Raw genomic sequence first — 17,355 nt, forward strand, 5'->3', positions numbered from 1 at the left:
CCACAATGGATCTTCGGCGAACACTGAACTTGTGGGAGCGAGCCTGCTCGCGAAGGGGCCAGTACAGGCTCCTGATTACTTGGCTGGATACTCCCGATGCATCTGCCCCAGCAGCGCATCCTTGTCCTGCCACAACTGGTTGATCCAACCCTGAAACTGCAATCGATACTCGCCGTCCTGGTCGTAGTTCTTGCCGATGAACTGCGGCGGAATCTTCAGCTCCTGAAAGTGCACCACCACATCCTTCACGTTCCCACAGAGCAAATCCCAGTAACCGGGACGCCCGGCCGGGTAGTGAATGGTCACGTTGACGATGGCTTCCAGTTGCTCACCCATGGCATCCAGCACAAACGCAATGCCGCCAGCCTTCGGTTTGAGCAGATGCTTGAACGGCGATTTCTGTTGGGCATGTTTGCCTTCGGTGAAACGCGTGCCTTCGACGAAGTTGAAAATCCCCACCGGGTTATGGCGGAACTTGTCGCAGGTCTTGCGGGTGGTTTCCAGGTCTTTGCCTTTCTTCTCCGGATGCTTCTCCAGGTAGGCCTTGGAGTAGCGCTTCATGAACGGAAAGCCGAGCGCCCACCACGCCAGACCAATCACCGGCACCCAGATCAGTTCCTGTTTGAGGAAGAACTTCAGCGGGCGAATCTTCCGGTTCAGCACGTACTGCAACACCATGATGTCGACCCAGCTCTGGTGGTTGCTGGTGATCAAATACGAGTGCTGATAGTCCAGGCCTTCCAGGCCGCTGAGCGTCCAGCGTGTGTGGCCGAGCAAGTCCATCCACGCTTTGTTGTTGCTGATCCAGGCTTCGTGGATGTGGCTCATCAGCCAATCGGTAAAACGCTGGGCGGCGGAGAAGGGCAGCAGCAGTTTGAAGATCGCCACGATGAACAACGGTGTGCAACAGGCAATGGTGTTCAGCGCCAACAGCAGCGAGGCAATCACGCCTCGCAGCGGTGCAGGTAGGGAATCCAGCATTTAAAGATCCAAAGGTCGGTTGGCAGCTTGAATCGCGGTCAACGCGATGGTGTAGACGATGTCGTCGACTTGCGCGCCGCGCGGCAGGTCGTTCACCGGTTTGCGCAGGCCTTGCAGCATCGGCCCGAGGCTGACGCAATCGGCGCTGCGCTGCACCGCTTTGTGGGTGGTGTTGCCGGTGTTCAGGTCGGGGAACACGAACACTGTGGCGCGACCGGCGACCTGGCTGTTCGGCGCCAGTTGCCGGGCAACGGTTTCGTTGGCAGCGGCGTCGTACTGCAATGGGCCGTCGATCAGCAGCGAGTTCTGTTGTTCATGGGCGAGCAACGTCGCTTCGCGGACCTTCTCGACTTCTTCACCGCTGGCCGATTCACCGCTGGAGTAGCTGATCATCGCCACGCGCGGAGTGATGCCGAAGGCGGCTGCCGAGTCGGCGCTTTGCAGGGCGATCTCGGCCAGTTCGCTGGCGCTCGGGTGCGGGTTCATTACACAGTCGCCGTAGACCAGCACTTCCTCGGGGAAGAGCATGAAGAACACCGACGACACCAGCGTGCAGCCCGGCGCCGTTTTAATCAGCTGCAGGGCCGGGCGGATGGTGTTAGCGGTGGAGTGAATGACGCCGGACACCAGGCCGTCCACTTCATCCAGCGCCAGCATCATGGTGCCGATCACCACGGTGTCTTCCAGTTGCTGCTCGGCCATCGGCGCGTTGAGGCTTTTGGTTTTGCGCAGGGCGACCATCGGCTCGACGTAGCGCTCGCGAATCAGGTCCGGGTCGAGAATCTCCAGCCCCGGCGGCAGCTCGATGCCTTGGGCGCGAGCCACGGCTTCGACGTCCGCCGGTTTCGCCAGCAGCACGCAACGGGCAATGCCGCGCGCCTGACAGATCGCCGCGGCTTGCACCGTCAGTGGCTCGCTGCCTTCGGGCAGGACAATGCGTTTGTTGGCGGCTTGGGCGCGCTGGATCAATTGATATCGGAACACGGCGGGCGACAGGCGCATTTCCCGTGGCGTGCCGCAGCGTTGGTGCAGCCACTTGGCGTCGAGGTGGCTGGCAACGAAATCGGTGATGATCTCCGCGCGCTCGCGGTCGTCGATCGGGATTTCCTTGTTCAAACCGTTCAACTGGTTGGCGGTGTCGTAGGAACCGGTGCTCACCGACAACACTGGCAGGCCCGCCTGCAAGGCGCCACGACAGAGGTCCATGATGCGCGGGTCGGGCAGGGTGTCGCTGGTCAGCAACAGGCCGGCCAGCGGCACGCCATTCATGGCGGCGAGGCTGACGGCGAGGATGATGTCGTCGCGATCACCGGGCGTCACCACCAACACGCCGGGCTTGAGCAGCTCCACGGTGTTACGCACGGTGCGGGCGCAGATGATGATGTTGGTCATGCGCCGGGTTTCGTAATCACCGGCATTGAGAATCTGTGCGCCCATCAGGTCGGCGACGTCGCGGGTGCGCGGGGCGTTCAATTCCGGTTGGAACGGGATGCAACCCAGCAGACGGAAATCACCACTGCGCAGCAACGGTGAGTGTTCCTTCAAACGCGAAGCGAAAGCCTCCATGCTTTCATCGGTTTTGACCTTGTTGAGGATCACGCCGAGGACTTTCGGGTCTTTCGGACCGCCGAACAATTGCGCCTGCAATTCCACTCGGCCGGACAGTTCGGTCAGCACTTCGTTTTCCGGCGCCGAGACCAGGATCACTTCGGCGTCGAGGCTTTTCGCCAAGTGCAAATTGACCCGCGCGGCGTAACTGGCGCTGCGGGTCGGGACCATGCCTTCTACGATCAGAACATCTTTGCCGACTGCCGCCTGCTGATAAAGGGTGATGATTTCTTCGAGCAACTCGTCCAGTTGACCGTCGCCGAGCATGCGCTCGACGTGCGCCAGACCAAGCGGTTGAGGCGGTTTCAAACCGTGAGTGCGCGCCACCAGTTCGGTGGACCGTTCAGGCCCGGTGTCACCCGGATGCGGCTGGGCAATCGGTTTGAAAAAGCCGACCTTGAGGCCGGCCCGCTCAAGGGTACGCACCAGCCCGAGGCTGATGGAGGTCAGACCCACACCAAAATCGGTGGGCGCGATAAAAAAAGTTTGCATGCGAATTCTCTGGAGGTGCATGGCAATGGTGACGACCTATGTCTGGCCGTTTACCGAAATTCAGTCGCCAAGGTTATCGCTAACCGAGCCTTGTGCGCACCAACCGCAATCAAAGGGCTGGCCTATTTTTTCAATACGTTGCGCGGGGTCCAGGACCCAGGCCCGCGATTGCCAGGGTGGCTGGTGGCGCAGGTGCTGGGTGTGACCGCATGAAAGCTCGGCCACCCAGTGCCCGTCCTCATCCTGATGGATGCCTGTGACGGTCGAGCCTTTCGCCGCCACCCGTCTGTCCGGGTTGTGTTCGCTTTCGGACGATTGCTTCGCTAAACTTGGCCATTCTTCATTCTTATGCAAAAGGTCTCGCCCCATGCTGATCGCCGCCAATAAGGCTGTCTCCATCGACTATACCCTGACCAACGACGCTGGTGAGGTCATCGACAGTTCCGCCGGCGGCGCGCCGCTGGTCTACCTGCAAGGCGCAGGTAACATCATTCCGGGCCTGGAAAAGGCTCTGGAAGGCAAAGCGGTCGGTGACGAACTGACTGTCGCCGTAGAACCTGAAGATGCCTACGGCGAGTACGCTGCCGAACTGGTCAGCACGTTGAGCCGCAGCATGTTCGAAGGCGTCGACGAGCTGGAAGTGGGCATGCAGTTCCACGCATCCGCTCCGGACGGCCAGATGCAGATCGTCACCATTCGCGATCTGGACGGCGACGATGTCACCGTCGACGGCAACCACCCGTTGGCTGGTCAGCGCCTGAATTTCCAGGTCAAGATCATCGACATCCGTGACGCCAGCCAGGAAGAAATCGCTCATGGTCACGTCCATGGCGAAGGTGGCCATCACCACTGATTTTCTGCGCTAAGCTTTCGAGAACTGGAGAGGCGCCCGAGGGGCGCCTTTTTAGTCCGCGGCTGTCCCTGGTGACACCGCCAAGTGGCTGTTTCGAGAAGAACACGGGAATTTGGAGTTCGTCATGAGTGCTTTTCACGACCTTAAATTGACAGGCCTGGATGGTCAGGAGCTACCGCTGGCGCCTTTCAAGGGGCGTGTCGTGCTGGTGGTCAACGTTGCCTCCAAATGCGGCTTGACCCCACAGTACGCGGCGCTGGAAAACCTCTACCAGCAATACAAGGACAAAGGCTTCAGCGTGCTGGGCCTGCCGTGCAACCAGTTTGCCGGTCAGGAGCCGGGCTCCGAGCAAGAGATCCAGGATTTCTGCAGCCTCAATTATGGCGTGACCTTTCCGTTGTCCAGCAAGTTGGAAGTCAACGGTCACGATCGTCATCAGTTGTACCGTCTGCTGGCGGGCGAGGGTGCTGAATTTCCCGGTGACATTACCTGGAACTTCGAAAAATTCCTGCTGGGCAAGGACGGTCGCGTGCTGGCGCGGTTCTCGCCGCGTACGGCGCCGGATGATCCGACTGTCGTTCATGCGATCGAAAAAGCCCTGAGCTGAACCAAAAAAATCGCAGCCACTGAGCTGCGATTTTTTATGCCTGCCTTTTGAACCTTAATCACCGCAATCAATAGTGCTGTGCATCGCTTGCCGCTCCGCATATTATCGCCGTCATAAAACCTATATCCCGTCGATACCGTTTTCGTGGAGCGTCCCATGCCCGTCAAAGCCCTGTTCAAACCGTTCCACCTCGGCACCCTCGAATTGCCGACCCGCGTCGTCATGGCGCCGATGACCCGTTCGTTTTCGCCGGGTGGCGTTCCCAATTCCAAAGTGATCGAGTACTACCGTCGTCGCGCCGCTGCGGGTGTGGGTCTGATCATCACCGAAGGCACCACCGTCGGTCACAAGGCTTCCAACGGATACCCGAACGTGCCGCATTTCTACGGTGAAGCCGCGCTGGCCGGCTGGAAGAAAGTGGTCGACGCGGTTCACGCTGAAGGCGGCAAGATCGTTCCGCAGCTGTGGCATGTCGGCAGCGTGCGACGCATCGGCACCGAACCGGATGCCAGCGTGCCGGGTTATGGTCCGTCGGAGAAATTGAAGGACGGTCAGGTCGTGGTTCACGGCATGAGCAAGCAAGATATCCAGGACGTGATCGCTTCGTTTGCCCAGGCCGCCAAAGATGCCCAGAGCATCGGCATGGACGGCGTGGAGATTCACGGTGCCCACGGCTACCTCGTGGACCAGTTCTTCTGGGAAGGCAGCAACCAGCGCACCGACGAATATGGCGGCAGCCTGGCTAACCGTTCGCGTTTCGCCATTGAACTGATCCAGGCGGTGCGTGCAGCGGTCGGCGAAGGCTTCCCGATTATTTTCCGTTTCTCTCAATGGAAGCAGCAGGATTACACCGCGCGTCTGGTGCAAACACCGGAGGCACTGGGTGAATTTCTCAAGCCATTGTCCGACGCCGGCGTGGATATTTTCCACTGCTCGACGCGCCGTTTCTGGGAGCCGGAGTTCGACGGTTCCGAGCTGAACCTGGCCGGCTGGACCCGCAAACTCACTGGCAAGCCGACCATCACCGTGGGCAGCGTCGGCCTGGACGGCGAGTTCCTGCAGTTCATGGTCAACACCGACAAGATCGCGCAGCCGGCCAGTCTGGAAAAACTGCTGGAGCGTTTGAACAATGATGAGTTCGATCTGGTGGCAGTAGGTCGTGCATTGCTGGTGGACCCGGACTGGGCGCAGAAAGTGCGTGACGGCCGTGAAGAAGACATCCTGCCGTTCAGCCGTGAGGCGTTGATGACTCTGGTTTAAGCAGCGACTGGAAGGACGCTATCGCGAGCAGGCTCGCTCCCACATTCGAACGCATTTCTCTGAGAGAACTCGGTCACCTGTGGGAGCGAGCCTGCTCGCGAAGGCGGTCGAAAGAGCACCAAAGTTTCAGGGTACGGTCGGTGCATTCGGAACCAACTGCTCTCTGAAACAAGCCCCCCGCAACTGCCCTTCAAACTGCTCGATAATCGCTGCCCAGCCCTGGCGACTCGCATGCTGACGCGCATTAAGCCGCACGCAGCGCAAGGTTTCGCGCTCCTCCAACAGCCAACTCGCTGCATCGCAGAACGCCTCTTCATCCCCCGGCATCGCCAGTACGCCGTTGTAGCCATGGCGGATGTGCTGAGCCGCCGCCGCTTGATCGTAAGCCACCACACCCAAACCCGAAGCCAGTGCCTCAAGCACCACGTTGCCGAAAGTCTCGGTCAGGCTTGGAAACAGAAACACATCCCCCGAGGCATAGTGACTGGCCAAGGCTTCGCCGCGTTGTGAGCCACAGAAAATCGCCTCGGGCAGTTCTTTCTCCAGGACCACTCGTTGCGGGCCGTCGCCGATCACGATCAACTTCAGGTTTTTCTGTGGATAAGTCATACGCAGCCTGTCGAAACTGCGCTTGAGCAAGCCGAGATTTTTCTCCGGTGCCAGGCGACCTACATGGATGACGGCAATGTCACTGTCGGCCAAACCCCACTGTTCGCGTAGCGACGTCAGCCGCTTGGTCGGGTGAAACAACTGGCTGTCGACCCCGCGCGACAGCAACGCCAAGCGCTCGAAATGCCGGCGCTCCAGTTCCATTCTTTGGCTCACGCTCGGCACCAGGGTCAAGGTCGAACGATTGTGAAACCAGCGCAGGTAATGGGTCAGCAATCGCGTCAGCAGTCCAAGCCCATACTGGCTGGAGTACTGTTGGAAATTGGTGTGAAAGCCGCTGACCACCGAAATCCCCAAGCGCCGCGCCGCGCGCAACGCGGACAATCCCAGCGGTCCTTCCGTGGCGATGTACAGCACGTCCGGCCGATGACGCTTCCAGCGCCGCAGCAGCTTGTGCATCGACGACTGACCCCATTGCAAACCGGGATAACCCGGCAGCGGCCAGCCTCGACACAGCAACAACGCATCGTCGCTGCCCAACTGCTGATCGCAACCCTGACGCGGTCGCACCAATTCCACCTGATGCCCGCGCGCGCGCAGGCCGTCACACAAGCGGCCAAGGGTATTGGCCACTCCGTTGATTTCGGGAGGGAAGGTTTCGGTGATCAGGGTGATATGCAGAGCTGTCGTCATGACCTCAGTGTCGGCTGAGGCCATGTCGTCAGTGTGACGGTGGGATGATGGATTTGTGACCGGGTCAGCGCTGGGCCACCAGGTTTTCTGCGCCGCGTTCACGCACCCAGAACAAGGTCGCACCCGCCACGGCGGCCGGCATCATCAGGATGTTGACCACCGGAATCAGCAGCACCAGATAAACACTTCCGCCGAAACTCATGCTCTGCCAGCGCTTCTCGCGCAGCCAGGCGAGCATCTCGTTCCAGCCCAGTTTGTGGTTGTCCGCCGGGTAGTCGATGTACTGGATCGCCATCATCCACACCCCGAACAGCAGCCACAGTGGCGCCGCGATGATGTTCACCACCGGGATGAACGAGAGAATGAACAACCCGATGGCGCGCGGCAGGAAGTAGCCGAGTTTGCGCATCTCCCGGGCCAGGGTGCGGGGGATCATTTCGATCAGCTCGCCCCAACTGAAGGACGGGAAGTCGTCGGTGCCGCGCACCACGACTTCGACTTTTTCCGCGAGGAAACCGTTGAATGGCGCAGCGATGACGTTGGCGAGCATGGTGAAGGTGAAGAACACCATCAAAACGACAAGCACGACAAAAATCGGCCACAGGATGTAACTGAGAAAACTCAGCCAGTCGGGCAGGGACGGCATCAACGTATCGACCCACAGGCTGAATTGATGGCTGGCCAGGTAGATCAATCCGACGAACAGCACCAGGTTGATCACCAGCGGCAACAGCACAAACAAACGCAGGCTTGGGCTCAGGACCAGCTTGAGGCCTTCGCGCAGGTATTGCGGGCCGGACAGAACGGGGGCGGGCATAACGTGCTCCGAGCAAAGGGGAAACGCGCCGACCTTACCGGCTTTGCCTGACGGGCGAAAGCGCGGTAGCAGCATCGACATTAACTGTAACAAAGGCGCCTATGTCTCCATCGTGATGGGATAGAGACCGCCTATGAGCTGGATTGTTAAACCGTATTTCCTTAATCTTCGCCCCCTCGATACGCTGCACCCAATCTTTTTTACAGGACTGTCGAGCTCAAGCCTTCCCCAAGTGCTTTCAACGGTCCTTTTTTATTCCCGCCGGCAACCCGGCGTTCCGTGCCAGATATTTCGGGCCGGTCAACAGGAGCAGGTCATGTCTGAAGTCCGTCATTCGCGAGTGATTATTCTCGGTTCCGGCCCTGCCGGTTACAGCGCCGCGGTCTATGCCGCCCGTGCCAACCTCAAGCCACTGCTGATCACCGGCATGCAAGCCGGCGGTCAACTGACCACTACGACCGAAGTCGACAACTGGCCTGGCGACGTCCACGGCCTGACCGGCCCGGCGCTGATGGACCGCATGAAAGAGCACGCCGAGCGCTTTGAAACCGAAATCGTCTTCGATCACATCAATGCCGTGGACTTCGCTGCCAAGCCGTACACCCTGACCGGCGACAGCGCGACTTACACCTGCGACGCCCTGATCATCGCGACCGGCGCCAGCGCTCGTTACCTGGGTCTGCCGTCGGAAGAAGCGTTCATGGGCAAAGGCGTTTCGGCTTGCGCGACCTGCGATGGTTTCTTCTACCGCAACAAGCCAGTGGCCGTGGTCGGTGGCGGTAACACCGCCGTTGAAGAGGCACTGTACCTGGCCAACATCGCCAGCAAGGTGACCCTGATCCACCGTCGCGAAACCTTCCGCGCCGAGAAGATCCTGATCGACAAGCTGAATGCCCGGGTTGCCGAAGGCAAAATCGTCTTGAAGCTGAACTCGACTCTGGACGAAGTCCTGGGCGACAACATGGGCGTAACCGGTGCCCGCCTGAAGAACAACGACGGCAGCTTCGACGAGCTGACAGTCGACGGCGTGTTCATCGCCATCGGCCACACCCCGAACACTTCGCTGTTCGAAGGTCAGCTGACGTTGAAAGACGGCTACCTGGTTGTGCAGGGCGGTCGTGACGGCAACGCCACTGCCACCAGCCTCGAGGGTATCTTTGCTGCTGGTGACGTGGCTGACCACGTTTACCGTCAGGCCATCACCTCGGCCGGCGCCGGCTGCATGGCGGCACTGGACGCCGAGCGCTACCTCGACGATCTGCAGAACGCTTGATTCTGATTCTGTAGAAAGCAAAAAACCGGCCTCGGCCGGTTTTTTTGTACCCACGATTCAGTAGCCGATCAAAAAACCTGTGGGAGCGAGCTTGCTCGCGATAGCGGTGTATCAGTCGACATCAATGTTGAATGATAAATGGCTATCGCGAGCAAGCTCGCTCCCACAGGGGGTTGTGGTCAACCACGAATCCGCTCCTGGACAAAGTCCATGACCTTCAACGATTGATAGATGGCATTGGCGGCAATCCGTCCGAATGGCCCGCCGTTCCAGTCCAGCAGGTACGGTTTGAATAGCTGATAACGCGTACTTTCCCCGCACACCGCTTCGGCGATGACCCTGCCGCCAATCGAGCCGGTATTCAAGCCATGGCCACCAAACGAGGTGCAGGCCCAGACGCCCGGTTCCAGCAATCCCAGGTTGGGCATCTTGTTGGTGGAGTAACCCATCAGGCCGGACCAGGCCAATTCTATTTTGACCGGGGCCAGTTGTGGATAGACCGAGACCATGTCGGCCTTGAGCATGGTGGCGAGGGCTTTTTCGTTCTGTTCGTTGCGGGTGGTGATGCGTCCGCCCCAGAGCAGGCGATCGCCTTCGACCACGCGATAATAGTCCGAGGCGCGGCGGTCGTCGGAGAACGCGGCGCTGGAGTCGAGTACGTTTTTGATCGAGTCGCCCAGGTGTTCGGTCAGCACCACATAAGTAGCAATGGGCAGGTAGGCGCGGCTGAGTTTTTGCAACTCCGGGCCGCCGTAACCGCCGGCGCAGAACACCAGGTCCTGGCAGCACACGGTGCCGTTGGCGGTCTGGACGATTTTGTCGGCGCCGTCGCTTCGCCAGGCCAGCATTTTTGATTGTTCGAAAATCCGGCCTCCCGCTGCTTCGATGGCGAGGGCCAGTCCCAGGCAATAATTCAGTGGATGAAAGTGCAGGGCGTTGGGATCTTCGATGCCTTGGAAATAACGCAGGGTGTGGGCCCGCTCGCGGACCTGAAGGGTGTCGAGGTAGTTGAGTTCATAGCCGAAGTCCCGGCGCATCGTGTCGATGTGGTTTTTCACACCAGCACTGTCGTCGTAACGCTTGACCTGAATCGTGCCAGCGGATGGATCGCAGCCAGTCAGTGCCAGTTCGGCGATGTTGCGGCGGACAATCTCCACACCCTCGACCGACATTTGAAACAGCGCCTTGGCCTGTTCCAGTCCCAGCTTCTTGCGGATCGCTCCCGAACCCTGAGCCCAGCCCGGCGAGACCACGCCGCCATTTCGACCGGACGCGCCCCAGGCAACTTGCCGGTCTTCGAGGATGATCACGCGTTTGCCGCGCCGGGTCAGCTCCAGGGCAGCGGTAAGGCCCGCGATCCCGGCGCCGATGATGCAGACGTCGCAAGTTTCGTCAGTGCTCAGTTCGGGCCTGGCCGCTCGGGGTAGCGAGGTTTGGGAATACCACGTGGTGGGGAAGGACATGCTGAATCCTTGACTAGTTGCCGGTCAATGAAGCGAACGCCTGGCTTTTGTGGGAGTGAGCCTGCTTCGGGCGGCGTTCCGACGATGGCGGTCTCACATTCAACATTGATATTGAATGTTATGGCCTCATCGCGAGCAGGCTCGCTCCCACAGGTGGGCGATGTGGTTATTTGACGGTCGAATAATCCACGCCGTACCACTTGGTCGACAGCTTGGTCAGCGTGCCGTCCTTGTGCATCGCGCCGATGATTTCACCGAGCTTGGCCTTCAATTCCGCGTCACCCTTGTCGGTGGCAATGGCCAGGGGTTCGTAGAACACCACGTCGTTATCGACGGCACGCAGCGGGTAGTTTTTCTTGATGGCCGCTTCCAGCGTGCTGCGCTGAGTGAGGATGCCGTCGAGACGAACGCCGTCACCCAGACGCAAGTCATCCAACGGCCCGAGGGAACCGGCATAGGTCTTCATCTTCTTGGTCTGTACGTCGTAGGCGACGGGCGGCATGTCAGTCGCTTCGATGGCCAGTGCCTGGTTCAGGTAATCCTCGGAAGTGGTGCCGCCTTCGACACCGATCGTTTTGCCATTGAGCGCTTTGTGGTCGGTGAGTGTGGATTTGTTGTGAACCGCAAACACGTAGGGCACGTAGTAATAGGTCGCGGGGAAGTCGAGAATTCGCGCGCGACTTTTAGTGGCGGTCATCGAGCCCACGGACATGTCCCAGCGCCCGTTCCACTTGCCGGCGGTGATCACGTCCCAGTCGGGGGTAATGAACTTGACCTCGACGCCGAGACGCTTGGCGATCTCTTTGGAAACGTCGATATCAAACCCGTCGATTTCATTCTTGTCATTGATAAACCCTTGGGGTGGCCAGGTCGCGGACGTGGCGACGGTCATTGTTTTACTGCTCTGGATTTTGTCCAGTACAGCTCCGGCGTTGGCGGTGCCGACGAACACCAGCGACATTGCGGCTGCGATTACGTGTTTTTTGCTGACCATGTCCATCTCCACTTATCGTTATTGTTATGAAGGGGCAAAGCGGTGCTCAGTGACCAATGATCTGTGACAGGAATTTCTGTGCGCGTTCGGTTTGCGGGTTGTTGAAAAACTCGGAAGGGGTGGCTTGTTCAATGACCTGGCCCTGGTCCATGAACAGCACGCGGTCGGCGACCTTGCTGGCAAAACCCATTTCGTGGGTTACGCAAATCATGGTCATGCCGTCGGTGGCCAACTCACCCATCACGTCCAGCACTTCGTGGACCATTTCCGGATCGAGGGCCGAGGTGGGTTCGTCGAACAGCATCACTTTGGGGTTCATGCACAGCGCCCGGGCAATCGCCACGCGTTGCTGCTGGCCACCGGACAGTTGCGAAGGGTACTTGTCGGCGTGTTCGGCAATTCGCACCCGCTCCAGGTAGACCTGAGCGCGCTTTTTCGCTTCGGCAGATGTCACGCCTTGCACCAGTTGCGGGGCCAGGGTCAGGTTGTCCATCACGCTTAAGTGTGGGAACAGGTTGAAGCTCTGGAACACCATGCCGATTTCCCGGCGTACCGCGCTGACACTTTCGGCCTCGCTGGTGAGGGTGATGCCGTTGACCTGAATATGACCTTTCTGGAAATTCTCCAGATGGTTGATGCAACGAATCATCGTCGATTTACCCGAGCCTGATGGCCCGCACACCACCAGGATTTCGCCCGTGGCGACGTTCAGGTCGACATCGCGCAACGCGTGAAAATCGCCGTACCACTTGTTCAGGCCGGTGATGGAAATCATTGACTGGCGGGGTTGCGCTGCAGGCGCAAGGTTGAGTTGTTCAGCGGTATTGGTTCGAGTCATCACGCATCAACCCCTGGCAATGGATCGGTTGACCCGTTTTTCGATTCGCGCCTGCACCCGTTCGAGGATGAACGACAGGGCCCAGTAAATCATCGCGGCGGTGATCAGCATTTCCAGGTGGCGGAAGTCCGCGCGGCCCTGGGTCTTGGCCAGGTACATCAGTTCCCAGACGCCGATCACCGACACCAGCGAGCTGTCCTTGAGCATGGCAATGAACTGGTTGCCGGTGGGCGGGATGATCACCCGCAAGGCTTGCGGCATGATCACCCGGCTCAGGGTCTTGAGCGGGCTGATGCCCAGGGCTCGTGAGGCTTCCCACTGACCCACCGGAATGCTCTGGATGCCCGCACGAAAAATCTCGGTCATGTAGGCGCCGTAGCACAGCGACAACGCGAGGATGCCGGCCGGCACTGCGTCCACCACATAACCCAGTTGCGGCAGTCCGAGGTAAATCAGGTAGATCTGGATCAGCAGCGGAACACCGCGAAAGAACGAGGTGTAGAACGAGGCGATGGCGTTGGCCAGGCCGTTGTTCGACAGCTTGGCTACGGCACCGATCAACGCCAGCACGAAGGCAATCACGATCGCCACGGCGGAGATGTACAGCGTGGTCGCCGCGCCCTGGATGATCAGGAAACCGATCTTGTCGAGGATGAAGCTGTAGGAGAGGTCGAAGGTGTCGAAGAACGCCAGGAACAGGATCAGCAGTTCGATCCATACCACGGTGGTCTGTACCTTGAACTTCAAGCGTCCGAGGACGTGAAAGTTCAGCGTGCCCAGTGCGGCAATCGCCAGGCCGAAGGCGATATTGCGAGCGGTCAGGCTGTCCGGGGCATTGCCCAACAACGGATGCAGGAAATGACTGAGGGCGCTGTTACCCAGGTTCATCAGGTAGGAACCGAGAAACAGCACCACGGCTACGCCAAGCAGGAATTGAGGATCATTGGACTTTTTTTTATAAATTATATTGTCGTGATACATGAATGCCTCAGGCTTGTAGGTGGTAGTGATCTCGCTTGGTAAAAGGGGTATTTGGCCAGTATTGCGACGCAAAATCGGGGACTACAAGCGAACATAATTCGCTATGTCAGTCCCTGATCGTAGTTTGCTTTTCAGGAAAGGTTCGCCAGGCAGGTCTCAAGGATATCCAGCCCTTCCTCCAGCACCGCGGCCTCGGTAGTCAGCGGTGCCAGCAGCCGAATGATGTTTCGCGACTTGCCGCTGGGCATCAGCAGCAAGCCCGCGTCGCGGGCCAGGGCCAGCAGCTGCGTCAATTGCGCCGAGGCCGGTGTGCCGTCGGCATTGGTCAGCTCGATACCGCGCATCGCGCCAACGCCGGTCAAGCGGCCCAGAAACGGAGAAAGCTTGTTGGCGCGCCAGGCTTCGTAGCGGCTGACGATGGCCTCTTCCTGTTGCGAGCCCCAGGCGTGCAGGTTCGCATCGGTCATCTCGTCCAGGGTTGCCAGTGCCGCGGCGCAGGCAATCGGGTTGCCTGAATAGGTGCCGCCCAGTCCGCCTTTGGGCAAGGTGTCGAGCAGCGACTTGCGCCCGACCACCGCGCCCAGCGGTACGCCACCGGCGATGCTTTTAGCGAGCAGGATCAGATCGGGTTCAATACCCAGTCGCGAAAACGCAAAACGCTGGCCGGTGCGACCGAAGCCGGACTGGATTTCATCAGCGATCAGCAAGATGTTTTTTTCATCACAGAAACGACGTAGCGCCTGGGCGAACTCCACGTCCATCGCCAGGAAGCCCGCTTCACCTTGCACCGGTTCGACGATGAAACACGCCACGTCTTCGACATCGATTTCGACGCTGAACAGTCGGTCCATGGCCTTCAATGCCTCGGCGCAGGTCACGCCGTTGTCCTTGCTCGGGAAGGGCAGGTGAAAAACCGGACCCGGTAGCACGCCGACTTTCTGTTTGTAGGGCGCGACTTTGCCGTTGAGGTTGAGCGTGGCGAGGGTGCGGCCATGGAAGGCGCCGTCAAAGGCGATGACGGCCGTGCGACCGGTGGCGCCACGGACGATCTTCAGGGCGTTTTCCGCCGCTTCCGCGCCGCTGTTGGTGAGCATGCCGCTGACCGGGTAGTCCACCGGAATAAACGCGGTGAGACGATCCATCAGTTCGATGTAGGGCACATGCGGGGCGGCGTTGAACGCGTAGTGGGTCAGCCGGGTGGCTTGTTCGCGAATGGCCTCGACGATGCGTGGATGGCAATGGCCGAGGTTCAGTACACCGATGCCACCGACGAAGTCGATGTAGCGTTTGCCATCGGTGTCCCAGACCTCGGCATTTTTGCCGTGGCTTAGTGTGACGGGATGAACGATGTTGATCGACTGGCTGATGGTTTCGCTGCTCATGGATACCTGACTCAGAAGAAGGGATGCTTCTTTTTATCTAAGCCGTGAGCAGCGGTGCCCGGCAAACGAAATAAAGTTGCCGGGTCAATCTTAAAAGTCGGGATGTGTTTGGAAGGTGTTGAATCAGCGGCGAGTCAGCGGCTGTTGAGTGAACTTCACACCGGCTAATCCATGAGCAATCAACGCGCGGATATTGCCGTGATCGCTGCCTTCAGGCGTGGCCACCACCGAACGATAATGCTCGCCGAACGCCAACAGCGCTTCTTCATCGCTCAAGCCTTCCAGCAGCGCAAGGCCAAGGGTCTTGCACGAACCTTCGTTCTGCCCGGCTGCATTTTCCACGCCGCCGTTGTTGAAAGCCTGAGGCTGATAGTCGTAGCCGGCGGCGATGAAGGCCAGGGTGTCGGCAAAAACGTGCTCGCCGCTCTTGAGGCTGGCGCGCAGGGTGTTCAAATCACTCATTGGGTTTTCCTTTGGCGAACGCCGCTTGTTGTTCGGCGTTGGCTTCTTGCTGGTATTGGGCTTTCCATTCGGCGTACGGCATGCCGTAAACCACTTCGCGGGCGTCATCGAGGCTGACCTCGATCTGGCGTTCATCGGCAGCGGCCTTGTACCACTTGGACAAGCAATTACGGCAGAAACCGGAAAGGTTCATCAGGTCGATGTTCTGCACATCCTTGCGGCTGTCCAGGTGGGCGACCAGCCGGCGAAAGGCGGCGGCTTCGAGTTCCAGGCGTTGTTGATCGGTCATGGCGGGCTCTGTGCAATCAAATCGTGCGCGGATGATAAAAGTCTGACGAGCAATGTGCCAGACGGTCAGCGGCTCGCGGCCAAGGTAATAGACACCGACTCGGCGAATCGCAGGGCGTGGGGCTTGTCGACTTCGACCTCGGCGTACAACACCGACTCGTTGACCATGACCAGGTCGAGGATTTCCTGAGTCAGGCGCTCGAGCAGGGCGAAGCGATTGCCCTCCACGTGGGCGATGATCGCCTTGGTGATGGTGCGGTAATTCAGCGCGTGATCGATGTCGTTGTCACGCACCGCTTCCTGAGCGGCATACAGGATGGTCAGGTTGATCCGCACATCCTGCTTGTTGAGGATTTCATCCTCGTTGATCCCGATGAAGGTCCGCAGGCAAAGGTCCTTGACCCGGATGCGTGCCGTTCCTGGTTGAAGTTGTGGCATTGCTACTTGCTCCGTCCAATCAATTGCAGGAACTCCTGGCGGGTGTTGCTCGACTCGCGGAAGGCGCCGAGCATCACCGAGGTGTTCATGGTCGAATTCTGTTTCTCGACGCCGCGCATCATCATGCACATGTGCTTGGCTTCGATGACCACCGCGACGCCTGCCGCACCGGTCACTTGCTGCACCGCGTCGGCGATTTGCCGGGTGAGGTTTTCCTGGATTTGCAGGCGACGGGCGAACATGTCCACCAGTCGTGCAATCTTCGACAGACCCAGCACCTTGCCTGTCGGAATATAAGCCACATGCGCCTTGCCGATGAAGGGCAGCATGTGATGTTCACAGAGCGAGTACAGCTCGATGTTGTCGACGATGATCATTTCATCGTTGTCGGAAGCGAACAGCGCGCCGTTGACGATCTCTTCGACACTTTGCTCATAACCATGGCAGAGGTACTGCATGGCTTTTGCCGCGCGAGCCGGGGTGTCTTGCAACCCTTCACGGTCCGGGTTTTCACCGAGGCCGATGAGGATCTCGCGGTAGCTCTGGGACAGGGCGTTCTGGGGCAGGGATAACGTCATGGAACATCCTCGCGGGGGCCGCTTATTTGATGTGCCGTCCGCCGTTGACGGTCAGGGTCGTGCCGGTGACATAAGGGTTGTCGAGCAAATAACGCAGGCTCTGGTAGATCACTTCGCAGCCGGGCTCGATACCCAGCGCGGACTTGGCCAGTGCCTTGGCGCGGTACGCCGCGTCGTCGTCGGGGTTGAACATTAGCAGGGCTGGCGCGATACCGTTGACCTTGATTGTCGGCGCGTATTTCGCGGCGAAGGACAGGGTGAGGCTGTCGAGCCCGGCTTTGCTGGCGCAGTAGCCAATGTGCTTGCTGCTGCCCCTGCGAGTCACGTCGTCGCTGATGTGCACGATGTCGGCGGGACTTGAGTGCTGCAGCAAGTCGACACAATGCAGGTTGATCAGGTAGGGCGCCAGCATGTGGACGTTGAACATGCGGGTGAAGGCGGTGGCGTCGGTGTCCGGGGTTTCGGCCAGCCATTCGGAGGCGTTATGGACAATCGCCCGCAGGCTGTCGGTGTGGTTTTTCAGTTCGCTGATGAACGCGAAGATTCCGGCTTCAGTGGAGAAGTCGGCAAACACCGCGGTCGCTCCCAGGTCGCGCAGGGTTTGCACGCCGGGGCGTTCACTGCGGTAGCTGAAGATCACCGGCTGGCCATCCTCGAGCAAACGCTGCGCACAGTGCAGGCCGACACGTTGGCCGGCACCGGTAATGAGAATCGGGGCTACGAAAGAGGTCATGAACG

The 17,355-nt window shown here is 59.4% G+C and carries 19 protein-coding genes; 4 read left to right on the forward strand and 15 right to left on the reverse strand.

All coding sequences use genetic code 11. The features are described from left to right. Nucleotides 1-75 precede the first annotated feature (75 nt). Genes yihG through AC3IUE_RS04505 form a run of 3 tightly spaced genes read right to left on the reverse strand, consistent with a single transcriptional unit; the run spans nt 76 to nt 3,480 of the window. On the reverse strand, nt 76-981 hold the full coding sequence (gene yihG / locus AC3IUE_RS04495) for a 1-acylglycerol-3-phosphate O-acyltransferase, YihG family (RefSeq protein ID WP_489265793.1): 906 nt from the start codon (nt 979-981) through the stop codon (nt 76-78). Next, entirely contained in the window at nt 982-3,081 is a 2,100-nt protein-coding gene (pta, locus tag AC3IUE_RS04500) for a phosphate acetyltransferase (RefSeq protein ID WP_008150719.1), read from the reverse strand. A gap of 60 nt (nt 3,082-3,141) precedes the next feature. Beyond that, nucleotides 3,142-3,480 carry a DUF3565 domain-containing protein gene (locus AC3IUE_RS04505; RefSeq protein ID WP_489265795.1) on the reverse strand — a complete coding sequence of 113 codons (339 nt, stop codon included), beginning with the start codon at nt 3,478-3,480 and terminating at the stop codon, nt 3,142-3,144. On the opposite strand from AC3IUE_RS04505, the gene AC3IUE_RS04510 reads away from it, so the two are divergent. From AC3IUE_RS04510 to AC3IUE_RS04520, 3 genes are all read left to right on the forward strand, one after another. Then, nucleotides 3,449-3,934 (forward strand): FKBP-type peptidyl-prolyl cis-trans isomerase, encoded by a 486-nt coding sequence (locus AC3IUE_RS04510; protein WP_007901600.1) that lies wholly within the window; start codon nt 3,449-3,451, stop codon nt 3,932-3,934. The genes AC3IUE_RS04505 and AC3IUE_RS04510 overlap by 32 nt on opposite strands. A gap of 124 nt (nt 3,935-4,058) precedes the next feature. Continuing rightward, nucleotides 4,059-4,541 carry a glutathione peroxidase gene (locus AC3IUE_RS04515; protein ID WP_056742975.1) on the forward strand — a complete coding sequence of 161 codons (483 nt, stop codon included), beginning with the start codon at nt 4,059-4,061 and terminating at the stop codon, nt 4,539-4,541. A 156-nt stretch (nt 4,542-4,697) separates the two neighbouring features. Continuing rightward, nucleotides 4,698-5,801, forward strand: a complete 1,104-nt coding sequence (locus AC3IUE_RS04520) for an NADH:flavin oxidoreductase (protein WP_489265798.1) — start codon at nt 4,698-4,700, stop codon at nt 5,799-5,801. A gap of 126 nt (nt 5,802-5,927) precedes the next feature. Here the strand turns inward: AC3IUE_RS04520 and AC3IUE_RS04525 are convergent, their stop codons facing one another. Then, a complete protein-coding gene (locus AC3IUE_RS04525) occupies nt 5,928-7,127 on the reverse strand; it encodes a glycosyltransferase family 4 protein (protein ID WP_489265800.1) in 1,200 nt (399 codons plus the stop codon). 40 nt (nt 7,128-7,167) lie between these two features. After that, nucleotides 7,168-7,920 carry a sulfate transporter CysZ gene (gene cysZ, locus AC3IUE_RS04530; RefSeq protein WP_056742982.1) on the reverse strand — a complete coding sequence of 251 codons (753 nt, stop codon included), beginning with the start codon at nt 7,918-7,920 and terminating at the stop codon, nt 7,168-7,170. Between the two features lie 316 nt (nt 7,921-8,236). On the opposite strand from cysZ, the gene trxB reads away from it, so the two are divergent. Continuing rightward, nucleotides 8,237-9,193 carry a thioredoxin-disulfide reductase gene (trxB, locus tag AC3IUE_RS04535; protein ID WP_008150707.1) on the forward strand — a complete coding sequence of 319 codons (957 nt, stop codon included), beginning with the start codon at nt 8,237-8,239 and terminating at the stop codon, nt 9,191-9,193. A 179-nt stretch (nt 9,194-9,372) separates the two neighbouring features. Here trxB and AC3IUE_RS04540 read toward each other — a convergent pair whose 3' ends face one another. From AC3IUE_RS04540 to folM, 10 genes are all read right to left on the reverse strand, one after another. Beyond that, nucleotides 9,373-10,656: an NAD(P)/FAD-dependent oxidoreductase gene (locus AC3IUE_RS04540; protein ID WP_489265803.1), complete on the reverse strand. Its 1,284-nt coding sequence runs from the start codon at nt 10,654-10,656 to the stop codon at nt 9,373-9,375. 166 nt (nt 10,657-10,822) lie between these two features. Then, complete coding sequence (locus tag AC3IUE_RS04545) at nt 10,823-11,650, reverse strand: transporter substrate-binding domain-containing protein (protein ID WP_489265805.1); 828 nt, start codon at nt 11,648-11,650, stop codon at nt 10,823-10,825. A gap of 46 nt (nt 11,651-11,696) precedes the next feature. Continuing rightward, nucleotides 11,697-12,488 (reverse strand): amino acid ABC transporter ATP-binding protein, encoded by a 792-nt coding sequence (locus AC3IUE_RS04550; protein ID WP_056742988.1) that lies wholly within the window; start codon nt 12,486-12,488, stop codon nt 11,697-11,699. Between the two features lie 6 nt (nt 12,489-12,494). After that, on the reverse strand, nt 12,495-13,469 hold the full coding sequence (locus tag AC3IUE_RS04555; protein ID WP_489265807.1) for an amino acid ABC transporter permease: 975 nt from the start codon (nt 13,467-13,469) through the stop codon (nt 12,495-12,497). A gap of 131 nt (nt 13,470-13,600) precedes the next feature. Continuing rightward, entirely contained in the window at nt 13,601-14,851 is a 1,251-nt protein-coding gene (locus tag AC3IUE_RS04560) for a 2-aminoadipate transaminase (protein WP_489265809.1), read from the reverse strand. Nucleotides 14,852-14,974: 123 nt separating this feature from the next. Then, nucleotides 14,975-15,313 (reverse strand): HopJ type III effector protein, encoded by a 339-nt coding sequence (locus tag AC3IUE_RS04565; protein ID WP_008037347.1) that lies wholly within the window; start codon nt 15,311-15,313, stop codon nt 14,975-14,977. Further along, entirely contained in the window at nt 15,306-15,602 is a 297-nt protein-coding gene (locus tag AC3IUE_RS04570) for a DUF1244 domain-containing protein (protein ID WP_008150700.1), read from the reverse strand. Before AC3IUE_RS04570 ends, AC3IUE_RS04565 begins: the two co-directional genes overlap by 8 nt. 65 nt (nt 15,603-15,667) lie before the next feature. Further along, nucleotides 15,668-16,039: a dihydroneopterin triphosphate 2'-epimerase gene (gene folX, locus AC3IUE_RS04575; RefSeq protein WP_489265812.1), complete on the reverse strand. Its 372-nt coding sequence runs from the start codon at nt 16,037-16,039 to the stop codon at nt 15,668-15,670. Between the two features lie 2 nt (nt 16,040-16,041). Then, entirely contained in the window at nt 16,042-16,617 is a 576-nt protein-coding gene (gene folE / locus AC3IUE_RS04580) for a GTP cyclohydrolase I FolE (RefSeq protein ID WP_046045887.1), read from the reverse strand. A gap of 22 nt (nt 16,618-16,639) precedes the next feature. Next, on the reverse strand, nt 16,640-17,350 hold the full coding sequence (gene folM / locus AC3IUE_RS04585; RefSeq protein ID WP_489265814.1) for a dihydromonapterin reductase: 711 nt from the start codon (nt 17,348-17,350) through the stop codon (nt 16,640-16,642). Nucleotides 17,351-17,355: the final 5 nt, after the last annotated feature.

The sequence above is a fragment of the Pseudomonas sp. GL_093 genome (assembly GCF_057837605.1).